Below are 13423 nucleotides of genomic sequence, written 5' to 3' on the forward strand. Positions count from 1 at the left end.
TTATGGCTAATAAATTTAAGCAACCCCGAGCATCTTTGATTACCCCGATAGCATTCACTTTGGCGGCATTGTTCAGCGTATCTTCCATAGCGGCTCCAGTGAAACATACATCTCCTGCCGATGCTGGCGTGATAAACCCGCAACAGATTATTTATTGGCTAACCAAACGCGGTGAATTAAGTGTTGATGCATCTGATGCCGAAAAACAAATCGCACTGCAGAATTTTACCCGCAAAGCCCGTGCTAATAACCATGCTGTGCCAGCAGAGCAAACAAAACGAGTTAATCAAATTGCGCGCACTAAACAGCAACAGAATGCTAGCTCTGTGGTGGCCTTCGCTGATAGCGACATCAAAAAAGCGGTTAATGTGCTTGCTGTTCTGGTGGATTTTCCTGACTTGCCTTACAACGACAATAGGCTGACTTCTGCCGATACCGGGATGTATTACAGCAACTATTCTGTGGAGCACTACGAAGATATTTTATTTTCGAAAACGGGCTTTACTGGTCCTAATGGTGAGAATCTAGAAACTGCATATCAGTATTTTGATCAGGCATCTGGCGAAACATTTACCTTTGATGGTGAAGTGAAAGGTTGGGTGACTGCGGATAACAATGCTGCATTTTATGGCGGCAATGACGCTAACAATAACGATGATGATAAAGCCGCGCCTGAGTTAGTTATGGAAGCGGTGACAAAAGCCGTGGCAGGAATGACCACAGCTGAGTTAGCGCAATACGATATTGAAGATCCGTATGATATTAACAATAACGGCAATCTAGATGAGCCAGATGGCATCATTGACCATATTGTTATTTTCCATTCAAGTGTCGGTGAAGAGGCCGGTGGTGGCGTTTTAGGTACAGATGCTATTTGGTCTCACAGATACTATGTTGGTGTGAGCACGTTTGGTATTACGCTGCCAGGTACATCAATGAAAGTTTATGGTTATACGGTTCAACCAATTGATTCAGCTACAGGGGTGATTACCCATGAGTTTGGTCATGATCTTGGATTACCTGATGAATATGACACCTCAGGTACAGCAGGTTCAGGCTCTCCTGTAGGTAGCTGGTCATTAATGTCAGGCGGCTCTTGGGTTGGCCAAGCAACGGCTGGCAATTATATTGCTGGTACTAGGCCTTCTGGTTTTAGCCCTTATGCACGCTCTTATTTGCAACAGCGCTACAAAGGTAAGTGGGTTAACGAACAAATCATCAATTGGACTGATATTGATGAAACAGGCTTTTCAGCCGATTTAGTTTCGGCGGTGAATGCTGATGAAGTTAATCAACTTTCAATTGAGCTGCCAACAGCCTCAATAGATTTTAAACAACCGTTGACAGGTGAATATCAATACCACTCAGGTAAAGGTCATTTAATGACGAACACCATGAGTTTTAATCTTGATCTACCTGAAGGGACGCCGTTATCGCTGTCATTTCAAGCCCATTGGGATATTGAGGTTGATTATGACTACACCCAAGTATTAATTAACGGTGTTGCGATTGAAGGTAATCTTACAGCTGCATCTAATCCGCTTTACAGTAATGTTTCCCATTATATTTCAGGCTTATCAAGTAATATTAGTTCAGCTAGTGGCGCTGATTCATGGGTCGAGCTGACCTACGATTTAGCTGCTTATGCGGGTCAAAATGTACAAGTTGAAATTAATTACATCACTGATGAAGCCGTTGGCGGATACGGGATAGCCATTGACGATATTGCGTTGACCCATCAAGGCAGTGTGGTTTATCAAGACGGTGCAGAAACTGTTGATGCCGTTACCCTAGATGGTTTTGCGCGAATTGATGACAGCTTACCGGGTCTGTCGCAACGTTATATTGTCCAATTGAGAAACTATCAAGGAATTGACGAAGGCTTAGCTAACATCGGCTATGAACCTGGTGTTCTCTTATGGCTTGAAAATGAGAATTATGAGGATAATAACGTTACTGAGCATGCGGGTTACGGTTTAATTGGTCTGGTTGATGCGGATCAAAATTTAATCACGAATGGCTCAACTGATGTGCAAATTCGCGATGCGAGCTTTAGCTTATATCCACAGGCTACTTATCCGTCTGACGCACACCTAAGTAATATCAGCTTGTTTGATGATAGTCGTGACTATAGTGCGCCATTACAACCGCAGTCAGGCATGGTATTGCGAGAGCTAGGCTTAACCATGAATGTGACGGCGCAGTCGACCAACAGCGATACCGCAACGGTTGAGTTTGCACGCAGTATTGGTATCACTGACCCAGGCGAAACGTCTCTCGAAGTAAGTTTTGATGCTGCCGTTAGCGATTATACCGCTGTGTTTACCGCTAACGTTGAAGGTGGCGAGGGTGATTACACTTATGCCTGGGCGTTTGGTGAGGCTAGTGCAACAAGCACATTAGCAAACCCAACGCATACTTACACGAGCTCAGACGGTTTTGTTGTCACACTAACCGTTACAGACTCAGCAGGTGATACTGCGACTTATAGTCGAATCGTTGAAGTAGTTATACCTATCGCAGCAGACTTTGACATTGCAATAGTGGGTGATAATGATATGACGGTTCGTTTAACCAATAACACTTCAGGTGGCTTTGGTGAATTGAACTACTCATGGGATATGGGGGATGGCAACACTGTAACCGGTGAGAGCCCTGCAGATTACACCTATGCTGCCGATGGAAGCTATACCATCTTACTGACAGTAACAGACGAAAAAGGCAACCAGCACCTTCATGCTGTAAGCTTAACTCTTCCAATTGTTGTTACCGAAGAAAACGTTGATAGTGGTGGCAGTAGCGGTGGTAGCTTAGGCTGGTACACCTTATTGATACTGAGTTTATTGACTCGTAACAGACTCAATATTAAAAGAAAGATTTAGTGTTCAAAGTCATCACTAGGTAGGAAAAAGGCATGGTGAATACCATGCCTTTGTTTTTACAGAAAGTTAAAGAATTAAATAAGCATCGCCTAAGAGGCTCATAGCTTCTTTTAGTATTAGCTTCTCTTAGCCAAGATTAATTTTAGCGACAGCAGCAGGTAAGAAAATTTCGCTGACGATAATGTCTTGCTCAGCTAAATTGAAATAGCGGCGACGTCCCCATAGTGGTGAGTCCACCTCTTGAGATAAACTGGTGGCAAGCTTGGCTAATTTACTGCAACTTTCAAATTCTGCGACTTCAATTTTTCCTGGAGTAATATCACCACTTGAAAATAGCAGTTCACCTAAAGGCCTAGTACCTAATCCTTTAAAGTTATGTTGCTGAGTTGCCGTTAAGCTTTCAGGTATTAAGGTGCGGGCAAATACCCATGGTTCACCATCAAGGCATAACAAAACTTCTCGGACCCAAACTCGGCTTTGATTAGGGCATTCACCAGCGAGTGGAGCAGTAAGATGTTCGCCAAGAACTTTTACTTCAAAATGTTGGCAACAGCTTCTTAATTTTTGAGTTAAACTGCCCGTGGCAAGTAACCATTCTTTTAGAGCTGTTTTTGGCATAGAATGGATTTTCTCAGGTGAAAACCACTGGATTGATTCACCGTAGGGAAAGCTTAGGCTGGTCACTGTCATTCTTTACTCGTTACAATGTATAAAACGGGTGCAGTTTATCACGACAGCGCATATATCAATAATGGAGTTTGTTTAACTATGGCAAAGTACGTATACGCAATTTTACTTTCAATGATGTTTTCAATGAATGTATATAGTGCCGATGAAAAAGCGGTCGAAAATTTTGCTTATTATGGTTTTGAGCCAGACATTGTCACCAACTACATTTCAAATCGTAAAAAATTAGGTTTTGTAAAAATCAGTGTCGAACTGATGGTGAAAGACCCCGATCATCTTTTATTGATTGAACATCATGATCCGTTACTGCGTGCCGCGATTGTTGAAGTCTTAGGTAATCAAGCTGAAGATAAAGTGAAATCATTAACGGGTCGTGAAGACATTCGCCGTGAGTGCTATGAAACCGTCAATAGGCTTTTAGAAGAAGAGACCGGACAGCAAATCGTAGTTAATTTATTATTTACCAAGTACTTATACGATTAATGAAATCTCAAAGTAAATCAAAACCTGTTAAAACTGGCACTGCACGCAAGTCCGAAAGTCGCGCGAAGAGTGCCAAGCATGTGAAAAATCAGCACAAAAAGAACCTCCCAACAGATGCAAAAACAGTAAAACCTATCTCAAAGGCGCTGCATCCACGTAATAAGCATAATCAAGGTTATGATTTTGAAAAGCTTATTTCAGAGTGTCCCAAATTGTCCCACTTTGTTAAGCCTAATCCTTACGGTAATTTATCAATAGATTTTTCCGATCCACAAGCGGTGAAAAGTCTCAATGCGGCGATATTAAAAACCGATTATCAGATTGAACACTGGGATATACCTGAAGGCTTCTTATGTCCGCCAGTGCCCGGTAGAGTGGACTATTTGCACTACATTGCTGATTTATTAAGTGTGAATGGCAAGGTACCAAAAGGTCAAAAAGTAAAGGCATTAGATATCGGTACAGGGGCTAATGGCATATATCCATTATTAGGCATCCAATCATATGGCTGGCAGTTTGTAGCAAGCGACATTGATCCAGCTTCAGTTGCGAATGTAGCCCGTATCGCTGATAAAAATAAACCTATTAACCAAAAGCTTAGTTTACGACTGCAAGCTGACGCTAACCATATCTTTAACGGTATTATTGCCGATAATGAACGTTTTGATATCACCCTGTGCAATCCTCCGTTTCATCGTTCGCTGGAAGAGGCAACACAAGGCAGTATTAAAAAGAATATCAATTTAGCTGCTAACAGAGCCAAAAAAGGCGTAAACAAGTCGCAAACAGCCAAAACTGCAAACACTAACAAACAGACTGCCAGCAGTTTGAATTTTGGTGGCCAGAAAGCTGAGCTTTGGTGCGAAGGTGGTGAGCAACAGTTTTTAGCTAATATGATTACTGAAAGCCAACAGTTTGCATCACAGTGTTTGTGGTTCAGTTCTTTAGTCTCTAAGTTTGAAAACTTGAAGCCTTGTTATGCTTTGCTAGAAAAGCTATCTGCAGACAGTGTTAAAACCATTGAAATGCAACAAGGAAACAAAATTACTCGAGTATTAGCTTGGAGCTTTTTGACTGAGAGTCAGCGAGGACAGTGGGCAAAATTTAGAAATAAGCAGTGATTTTTTATTCTGTAAGTGCATATTCAGTGAATATGTAGCTGTGAAGTGACTGGCAGTGATATTGAAGCTAACCAGTTCTTTATCCGAGTTAACAACCTCAACGAATGGAGGTTGTTAACCTTTAGATATACTTTTACTTTTCTTTATTGGCATCAAACTCAATGTTTTCGGCGCCATGATACACAAGGAAATGACGCCCCTTAGCACGAGCAATAATGGTAATACCCATTTTCTGTGCTAACTCAAGCCCCATCTGAGTGACACCACTACGAGAAAGCAGTACTGGAATACCCATTTTAGCCACTTTGATCACCATCTCTGATGTAAGGCGGCCTGTGGTATAAAAGATTTTATCGTTACCACTTTCGCCTTCTAACCACATATCACCAGCTAACGTATCAACAGCATTGTGACGACCGACATCTTCAATGAATGCTTGAATTTGATCGTCTTTACAAATACCACAACCATGCACTGCGCCGGCATTTTTGTAGGTGTCATTGTAGGCATTAATATTTTTTAGCAAGCTATACAGAGTAGACTGTTTAAGTTCAGGTTTAGGCAGGTTGATGTCATCAAGCCCTTGCATGAAACCACCGTAGACTGTGCCTTGCCCACAACCTGATGTTACTGTTTTTTCTGAAAGTTTTTCATCTAAATCGGCTGTTTTTTCTTGAGTTAAAATCGCAGCTGAATTGACATCCCAATCAACAATAATCGACTCAAGCAAATTCGCATCACTTACAAAACCTTGGTTTTTTAAATACCCCAGCGCCAACGACTCAGGCTTAGCGCCTAATGTCATCAAAGTCACAATCGGCTGCCAATTCAAATAAACCGTTAATGGTCTTTCACAGGCGACAAATTTATCAATGCTCTCACCGAGTTCGTTAATGGCTTTTACGGGCAGAGTTAATGGTACTTCAGCTTGGGTTTTGACCAGTTTTAGTGGGGCTTTGGTGCGTGTATTGGTTTGCGTCATTGATATTGTGGCCTCTGACAGTGTCATCTATCGCCATCATCGGCAAAAAGATGAGAATCGTGATTAAAACTAACTGGATATCAGCATAGCAACTTTTGTTCCTCCCACAGTAAGTAGATTGTAAATGCGTGATCTAACACTAAAGTTAATCAGTAACCGCTAATTAACGTAGCCTTATGTCCTAGTAAAATTAGTAATATGGACAAATTGTCCTACTCTTAGAGTTAATTAAGCGATCTAGGTCAAATTTTTGGTTTCATTTTATCTGGCATCATTATTGCATTTTAATGACTAATTAGAGGAATAAGCCTGTTTATTTCAATATTTTAGGTCACACAGTTGTTAATCAACTTGATGTATTTATTGTGTTTTTGTTATTCCTCGTTGGTTTATGTTTTTAAGGGCAAAGCTTTTATGCAACACACTGAAGATGTTTGGCCTATGTATGTTTCGCTAAAGAAAGTCGAGAAGATGGTTGGTCGCTGGCCATCTGTCACTTGGGAAGTTGACCAAATACTTCCTGCGACACATGAAGCTCCTGAAGGCGCGAAATTGGTTTTATTTGAATTACATAAAGATGAGCGTGGCAGTTACCGCATCAATTTAGATATGGATAACACTATGCTTTACATCGTATGTGATGAGCTTAGTGATGGAACCTGGGTTCCTGCAGCTATCTCTTGTGACCAAAATGTCGCAGCAGGCTGTTTAGAATCTGAAACGCCAGTGCTCAATATTCCAATGCCAGAAGCGCTGGCTTGTTGGGTTGAAGCATTTATTACGCGTCATGGCGAGGTTGTTATTTCAGCTAGTCGTCGTAAGCACGTTAATCGCCGCAAGGATCAAGGCCCAAGTACAGATCACCTTCGGAGTCATTAATGAGCGATAAACCTAGAGGTTTTTTCTCGCGTTGGACTGAGCGTCGTGAGCAGGTTGAAGCAGAAGCTGCTCAAGAGTTAGCAAATAAAGAGCAACTCGCTGAACAAGCCAAAATTGCGTCAGCAGATGACAATGAAAGTATCGATACTCAGGCAACAGCTGCTGAAGCTGAACAGCCTGAAAAAGTACTTGAAGTAGAAGATTTACCGGATCCAGAAAAAATTGAAGTTGGCGGAAGTTTTGCTTCATTTATGGGAGCAAATGTTTCTCCTGAAGCCAAGTCAGCAGCGTTAAAAGCGTTATGGAAACAGCCGCAGTATAACGAAATTGATGGTTTACTCGAGTATGCCCTTGATTACAGCAACCAACCCAAGTTGAGCCCTGAAGTCTCTGCTGAGTTGGCGAAAAAAATCTTCCGTAATGTCATTAAAGACGAAGAAGAAACAGCTGAAGATGAAACGTTATTAGCAAGCGAGGGAGATGACACAGTTGGTGATGCAACTGATGCCCCGCAAGTATTAAATGAGAAGAGTGAATTAGTCGCTGAGACTGACTTAGTTAATCAGAGTGATGATCTGGTTATGGCACAGGACGCGGAACAACCGCTTCAAGACCAAACTAAAGTCTAGTCATAGCAAATAATTTTATGTCCACTATTTAGTGTGTCAGATAAAGAACTTATAGATTTCGAGCTGATGTGATTGATGCTTAAAGATGAAAGCCTCAAGCACTAATGGATTTACAGCACAAAATAAGTCTTTTGCACGCTAAAACTGTTCAGGAACGCAATGTGAGCAATAGTCAAACCCCGCTTGAACTACAACAAGTTCGTCAGCAGGTATTAGCGCAGACTCAAGTGATTCAAAACTTGATTCCACCGACAGTGAGCTACACAACTGAAGGTAATGTGTTAGTCATCGGCCCAGAAGATTTGGCTCGATTAGCTGCAGACAAATTGTCTACTATGGCCAATACCGTGATTTTGGCCAATGAAGCCATTACTAGCCAAGATGAAGCACATCTTGAAGCGGTAATGAATGCTGCCGTGAATAGCGAAAGCTATTACAACAAACTTATCTCAGTAAAAGGCTTTTTAGGCCAATTCCAAGTCACGGTAGAAAGTGAAGGTCAAGACAGCAACGCTGCTGAATTGAGCCTAGTGGCTATCCGTAAACCACACTTTGATATCGTGCTCGATTTGAGCATGAGCCCATGTTTAAACCTTGAAATGCTGCCACCGGGTTACTTTTACGTTGGTCAAGACGCTGAGAAATTAGCGGACGCATTGGATCAAATTCCAGATTTGGTTGGTGAGTTTGATAAGCCGCGTTATGTGAAAGTGAACAGTGATATCTGTGCTCATAACCGTAATGGTGTCAATGGTTGTAACCGTTGTCTGAATTTCTGTCCTGCTGATGCTATTAGCAGTATTGAACAAAAAATCGAAATCGATCCTTACCTATGTCATGGCGCGGGCAGTTGTACTAATGCTTGTCCAACTGGCGCAATCGCTTTTGATTTACCAACACCGCAGGCACTTCATAGCTACATTCAAAAACTTGTTAGTCGTTACCTTGAGCAAGCACAAGCTGCGCCTGTCATCTTATTCCATGACAGTGCCGTTGGTGCAGAGCACATTACCGCTGATTTAGTGGGTGACATCATTCCGGTTGAATTGGAAGAAATCACGGTCGCGAGCATTGATCATTGGATGTCTGCTTTAGCGTGGGGTGCTCGTCAGGTATTAATTCTAAATACTGATGCGACAGCGCCGACATTGACGCAAATGTTGAATGGTGAGTTGTCATTAGCTAACACCATTTTAGATGAAATGGGTCAGCCTCAGCGTATTAGCTTAATTGATACCCAAACATTAGCGTCGTTAAATGACAAATTGGCTATTAGCTTAGATTGGCCATTAATCGTACCTGCTGCGTTCACGCCAAGCACCAAGCGCGAAACCTTATACGCAGCAATCGACCATTTAAATGAACAAGCAGCAGCGACTGATACCAGCATTGCAATTAGCAATGTGCCTTACGGTAAAGTCGAAGTTAACGCCGACAAATGTACCTTGTGTATGTCGTGTGTTGCGACTTGTCCTACACAAGCATTAACCGATGGCGGTGATAAACCTGCACTACATTTTGTCGAGCAAGACTGTGTTCAGTGTGGTTTATGTGAAAGTTCTTGTCCTGAAGATGTGATTAGCATTACCTCGCAAATCAATTTAGACCAAGCATCACGTCAACAACGTCAAACGCTAAAAGAAGAGCCTCCGTTTGAATGTATTCGCTGTGGTACAGCGTTTGCGACTCAATCTATGGTTCATCGCATGATTGATATGATTGGAGGTCACTCAGCATTTAACGCCAATATTGAGCGTTTAAAAATGTGTGGTGATTGCCGCGTAAAAGATATGTTTGAAGACATTCTTGAAGACCCTGAGAAGCAACTTCGATAAGAGACCCGATATGACCGAATTAGTTAGAGAAATTTCAGAAAACGATCAGCTACGGGCAGATATTTACCAAATATTAGCAGCCTTATTACGTCGTCAGCCAAGTGCTGAACTGCTTGCATTTTTAGCAGAACTAGAAATTGATGCAGAAGAAGAAAATGACATCACCGTTGCTTGGGCTGCGTTGAAAGTTGCTGCAACCAAATACACAGAAAAAGAACTTGAAGAAGAGTACTTCAACATTTTCTATGGTGTGGGGCGTGGTGAAGTACTGCCTTACGGTAGTTGGTTCATGACAGGTTCATTAATGGACAAGCCTTTAGCATTGTTACGCCAAGACCTATTGCAATTAGGTTTTGCTCGTGAAGATGAAGTCAAAGAACCTGAAGATCATGTTGCTGCATTATGTGAAGTCATGGGTACCTTGATTTTAGAAGCGCCTGGTTACCGCCAGTTAGCTTTCTACCAACGTCATATTGGCAGTTGGATCGCACGTTTCTGTGACACGTTAGAAAAGACACCAAGTGCGGCGTTTTACGCACCTGTTGCACAGTTAGCAAAAGCATTTTTTGAAATTGAAGCGAATGAATTTGAGCAATTAAGCTTAGACATTCCTGTGAACTGCCCTGGTAGTGAAGCAGAAGCTGCAGCATCAGAAAGTGTTGAAAAAATTGAACCTTCAACGAACGAATTGGCATCGTAATTTAGCCATCGTTATTGCAGGTGCAAAGATTTATGCCGCTGAATATTAATTCAGTGGCATAGACCGAAACGGGAGGCAACTCCCACTCAATCTAGGGTGTCATCACCCTGTTATTTATGTTTATTAAGGAGAGACTATGAAGAAGCAAGCTTCCGTCATGGATCGTCGTCAAATGCTAAAAGCATTGGCTGTCGGTAGTGCCGCTGGCGCAGTTGCTACTGTTAGCGGACAAGCTCTAGCTGCCTCACCAGAAGCCACACCAGTTGTGGGTAAAAGTGATGGTTATAGAGAAACAAGCCATGTACGTAGTTACTACGATACGTTACGTAGTAAGTAATTAAAGGAGAATATGTGATGCGATTAACCCGCAAAACAGAGAAAGTTGAAGTAGCAGAAAAACCTGCACTTGGACTGAATCGTCGCCAATTTTTGAAGTCAGCTACATTCGCTACAGGCGGTATTGCTGCGGCATCAATGCTTGGTGCTGGAATGATGCGTAAAGCAGAAGCCAAAGATGTACCACATGATGCGCCAACTGAAGTAAAACGTACTATTTGTTCTCACTGTTCAGTGGGCTGTGGTATTTATGCTGAAGTACAAAATGGTGTTTGGACTGGTCAAGAGCCTGCATTCGATCATCCATTTAACGCTGGTGGTCACTGTGCAAAAGGTGCTGCATTACGTGAGCATGGCCATGGTGAAAAACGTCTGAAATACCCAATGAAGCTGGAAGGCGGAAAGTGGAAGAAACTTTCTTGGGATCAAGCGATTGAAGAAGTTGGCCAAAAAGCCTTAGATATCCGTCAAGAGTCTGGTCCAGATTCAGTCTTCTTTATGGGTAGTGCTAAGTTCTCTAACGAACAAGCTTATATGTACCGCAAATTAGCGGCAATGTGGGGCACGAACAACGTCGACCACTCTGCACGTATTTGTCACTCTACCACTGTAGCCGGTGTTGCAAACACTTGGGGTTACGGTGCGCAAACGAACTCATTTAATGACATTCGTAAATCGAAAGCGATGATGTTCATCGGTTCGAACCCTTGTGAAGCTCACCCAGTTTCAATGCAACACATCCTTGAAGGTAAAGAGCGCGGCGCGAAAATTATCGTAGTCGACCCTCGTTTCACCCGAACTGCAGCTAAGTCTGACGAGTTCGTGCATATTCGTCCTGGTACGGATATTCCTTACATTTATGGTTTGTTGTGGCATATTTTTGAAAACGGTTGGGAAGACCAAACTTTCATCGACCAACGTGTATACGGTATGGAACGTATCCGTGAGGAAGTGAAAAAGTGGAACCCTGCAGAAGTTGAAAATGTTGCTGGTGTACCTGAAAAGCAAATGCATCGTGTAGCTAAATTACTAGCAGAAACTAAACCAGGTACAGTGGTTTGGTGTATGGGGGGTACTCAGCATCACGTTGGTAATGCAAACACTCGTGCATACTGTATCCTGCAATTAGCCCTTGGTAACATGGGTGTTGAAGGTGGTGGTACTAACATTTTCCGTGGTCATGATAACGTTCAAGGTGCAACTGACTTTGGCTTATTATTCGATACATTACCTGGTTACTACGGCCTGAAAACAGGTTCTTGGAAACATTGGTGTAATGTGTGGGACCTTGACTTCGATTGGGTTAAAAACCGTTTCGACCAAGTTCAACATTTAGGTCAAGATCCAATGACCTCAACAGGTATCCCATGTTCTCGTTGGCATGATGGTGTACTTGAAGACAAATCTAAGATTGCTCAGAACGACAACATTCGTATGTCATTCTTCTGGGGTCAATCTGTAAACACTGAAACTCGTGGCCGTGAAGTGCGTGAAGCATTGAACAAAATGGACACAGTAGTTGTTGTGGATCCTTTCCCAACAATGGCGGGTGTTATGCACGAGCGTACTGATGGCGTTTACTTATTGCCAGCAGCAACTCAGTTCGAAACTTATGGTTCTGTATCGGCTTCAAACCGCTCACTACAGTGGCGTACACAGGTTATCGAACCATTATTTGAGTCAAAAGCTGACCACATTATTATGTACAAGCTGGCGAAAAAATGGGGTATCGAAGGCGAATTCTGTAAGCATATCAAAGTGAATGGCGATGAGCCGTTGATTGAAGATATGACTCGCGAGTTCAACAAAGGTATGTGGACCATTGGTTACACAGGCCAAAGCCCTGAGCGTTTGAAAATGCACCAAGAAAACTGGGGCACGTTCGATATCGAAAGCTTAGAAGCACCAGGCGGCCCAGCTAAAGGTGAAACTTACGGTTTACCTTGGCCTTGTTGGGGCACACCAGAAAACAAACATCCAGGTACACAAATTCTGTACCGTACTGGACGTGAAGTTAAGTATGGTGGCGGTAACTTCCGCGCACGTTACGGTGTTGAGCATGAAGGTAACAACATTCTTGCTGAAGGTTCTTACTCGAAAGGCAGTGAAATCCAAGACGGTTATCCTGAATTTACCGCAGACATGCTTAAACAGCTTGGCTGGTGGGATGATTTAACCGCTGAAGAAAAAGTTCATGCTGAAGGGAAAAACTGGAAAACAGATATTTCTGGTGGTATCCAACGTGTTGCGATTAATCACGGTTGTATCCCTTATGGTAACGCGAAAGCGCGTGTTATCGTTTGGAACTTCCCAGATGATATCCCAATCCATCGTGAGCCATTATATACCCCTCGTCGTGACTTAGTGTCTAAGTACCCAACTTACGAAGATCGTATGGTTGCACGTCTTCCTACTCTGTATAAGTCTATTCAAGATAAAGACTTTGCAAAAGACTTCCCATTAGCAGTAACTACGGGTCGTTTAGTTGAGTACGAAGGTGGCGGTGAAGAAACGCGCTCAAATCCATGGCTTGCAGAATTACAGCAAGAAATGTTTATTGAGATTAACCCTGCTGATGCAGCAGATCGCGGCTTACGTGATGGTGATGACGTATTCGTTCACAGTCCAGAAGGCGCTAAAATCACAGTTAAAGCAATGGTGACTCCACGAGTCATTGCTGGTGAATGTTTCATGCCATACCACTTCGCGGGTGTTTTCGAAGGCAAGAGCCTAGAGAAGAATTACCCAGAAGGCACGGTTCCTTACATTATTGGTGAAGCAGCCAATACCGTAATGACCTACGGTTATGACGTTGTGACTCAGATGCAAGAGACTAAGTCTAGCTTGTGTCAGATCAGCAAAGCCTAATTAACTTGATGAGGAGATAAG

The 13423-nt window shown here is 42.6% G+C and carries 11 protein-coding genes; 9 read left to right on the forward strand and 2 right to left on the reverse strand.

The features are described 5' to 3' along the window. Positions 1-2 precede the first annotated feature (2 nt). Entirely contained in the window at positions 3-2882 is a 2880-nt protein-coding gene (locus AC0L4E_RS19640) for an immune inhibitor A domain-containing protein (RefSeq protein WP_473681283.1), read from the forward strand. A 126-nt stretch (positions 2883-3008) separates the two neighbouring features. Here the strand turns inward: AC0L4E_RS19640 and AC0L4E_RS19645 are convergent, their stop codons facing one another. Next, positions 3009-3572: a chorismate--pyruvate lyase family protein gene (locus tag AC0L4E_RS19645; protein WP_473681286.1), complete on the reverse strand. Its 564-nt coding sequence runs from the start codon at positions 3570-3572 to the stop codon at positions 3009-3011. Positions 3573-3650: 78 nt separating this feature from the next. Here AC0L4E_RS19645 and AC0L4E_RS19650 point away from each other — a divergent pair, with 78 nt between their 5' ends. Together AC0L4E_RS19650 and rlmF are read left to right on the forward strand one after the other, a co-directional pair. Further along, positions 3651-4052: a flagellar basal body-associated protein FliL gene (locus AC0L4E_RS19650; protein ID WP_473681287.1), complete on the forward strand. Its 402-nt coding sequence runs from the start codon at positions 3651-3653 to the stop codon at positions 4050-4052. Then, the gene (rlmF, locus tag AC0L4E_RS19655) at positions 4052-5173 is read left to right on the forward strand and encodes a 23S rRNA (adenine(1618)-N(6))-methyltransferase RlmF (RefSeq protein WP_473681289.1); all 1122 of its coding nucleotides are present in this window, start codon (positions 4052-4054) and stop codon (positions 5171-5173) included. Before AC0L4E_RS19650 ends, rlmF begins: the two co-directional genes overlap by 1 nt. 133 nt (positions 5174-5306) lie before the next feature. Here the strand turns inward: rlmF and AC0L4E_RS19660 are convergent, their stop codons facing one another. Then, positions 5307-6155, reverse strand: a complete 849-nt coding sequence (locus AC0L4E_RS19660) for a formate dehydrogenase accessory sulfurtransferase FdhD (protein WP_473681760.1) — start codon at positions 6153-6155, stop codon at positions 5307-5309. Between the two features lie 414 nt (positions 6156-6569). On the opposite strand from AC0L4E_RS19660, the gene AC0L4E_RS19665 reads away from it, so the two are divergent. From AC0L4E_RS19665 to AC0L4E_RS19690, 6 genes are all read left to right on the forward strand, one after another. Next, positions 6570-7034, forward strand: coding sequence for a DUF3305 domain-containing protein (locus AC0L4E_RS19665; protein WP_248985128.1), 465 nt, complete (start codon positions 6570-6572; stop codon positions 7032-7034). After that, positions 7034-7663: a DUF3306 domain-containing protein gene (locus tag AC0L4E_RS19670; RefSeq protein ID WP_473681291.1), complete on the forward strand. Its 630-nt coding sequence runs from the start codon at positions 7034-7036 to the stop codon at positions 7661-7663. Before AC0L4E_RS19665 ends, AC0L4E_RS19670 begins: the two co-directional genes overlap by 1 nt. A 161-nt stretch (positions 7664-7824) precedes the next feature. Next, positions 7825-9498 (forward strand): 4Fe-4S binding protein, encoded by a 1674-nt coding sequence (locus tag AC0L4E_RS19675; protein ID WP_473681293.1) that lies wholly within the window; start codon positions 7825-7827, stop codon positions 9496-9498. 10 nt (positions 9499-9508) lie between these two features. Beyond that, positions 9509-10198, forward strand: a complete 690-nt coding sequence (locus tag AC0L4E_RS19680) for a TorD/DmsD family molecular chaperone (RefSeq protein WP_473681295.1) — start codon at positions 9509-9511, stop codon at positions 10196-10198. A gap of 136 nt (positions 10199-10334) precedes the next feature. Beyond that, a complete protein-coding gene (locus AC0L4E_RS19685) occupies positions 10335-10535 on the forward strand; it encodes a twin-arginine translocation signal domain-containing protein (RefSeq protein ID WP_153912917.1) in 201 nt (66 codons plus the stop codon). Positions 10536-10552: 17 nt separating this feature from the next. Continuing rightward, positions 10553-13402: a formate dehydrogenase subunit alpha gene (locus AC0L4E_RS19690; RefSeq protein WP_473681762.1), complete on the forward strand. Its 2850-nt coding sequence runs from the start codon at positions 10553-10555 to the stop codon at positions 13400-13402. Positions 13403-13423: the final 21 nt, after the last annotated feature.

Source organism: Shewanella sp. GJ50-10 (assembly GCF_055808815.1).

Excerpts from the sequence above, each read along its gene's own strand:
- AC0L4E_RS19670 (WP_473681291.1), top strand. The coding sequence starts at position 7,034 with ATGAGCGATAAACCTAGAGGTTTTTTCTCGCGTTGGACTGAGCGTCGT.
- AC0L4E_RS19650 (WP_473681287.1), top strand. The coding sequence starts at position 3,651 with ATGGCAAAGTACGTATACGCAATTTTACTTTCAATGATGTTTTCAATG.
- AC0L4E_RS19665 (WP_248985128.1), top strand. The coding sequence starts at position 6,570 with ATGCAACACACTGAAGATGTTTGGCCTATGTATGTTTCGCTAAAGAAA.
- AC0L4E_RS19690 (WP_473681762.1), top strand. The coding sequence starts at position 10,553 with ATGCGATTAACCCGCAAAACAGAGAAAGTTGAAGTAGCAGAAAAACCT.
- AC0L4E_RS19645 (WP_473681286.1), bottom strand. The coding sequence starts at position 3,572 with ATGACAGTGACCAGCCTAAGCTTTCCCTACGGTGAATCAATCCAGTGG.
- AC0L4E_RS19685 (WP_153912917.1), top strand. The coding sequence starts at position 10,335 with ATGAAGAAGCAAGCTTCCGTCATGGATCGTCGTCAAATGCTAAAAGCA.
- AC0L4E_RS19640 (WP_473681283.1), top strand. The coding sequence starts at position 3 with ATGGCTAATAAATTTAAGCAACCCCGAGCATCTTTGATTACCCCGATA.
- AC0L4E_RS19660 (WP_473681760.1), bottom strand. The coding sequence starts at position 6,155 with ATGACGCAAACCAATACACGCACCAAAGCCCCACTAAAACTGGTCAAA.
- AC0L4E_RS19680 (WP_473681295.1), top strand. The coding sequence starts at position 9,509 with ATGACCGAATTAGTTAGAGAAATTTCAGAAAACGATCAGCTACGGGCA.
- rlmF (WP_473681289.1), top strand. The coding sequence starts at position 4,052 with ATGAAATCTCAAAGTAAATCAAAACCTGTTAAAACTGGCACTGCACGC.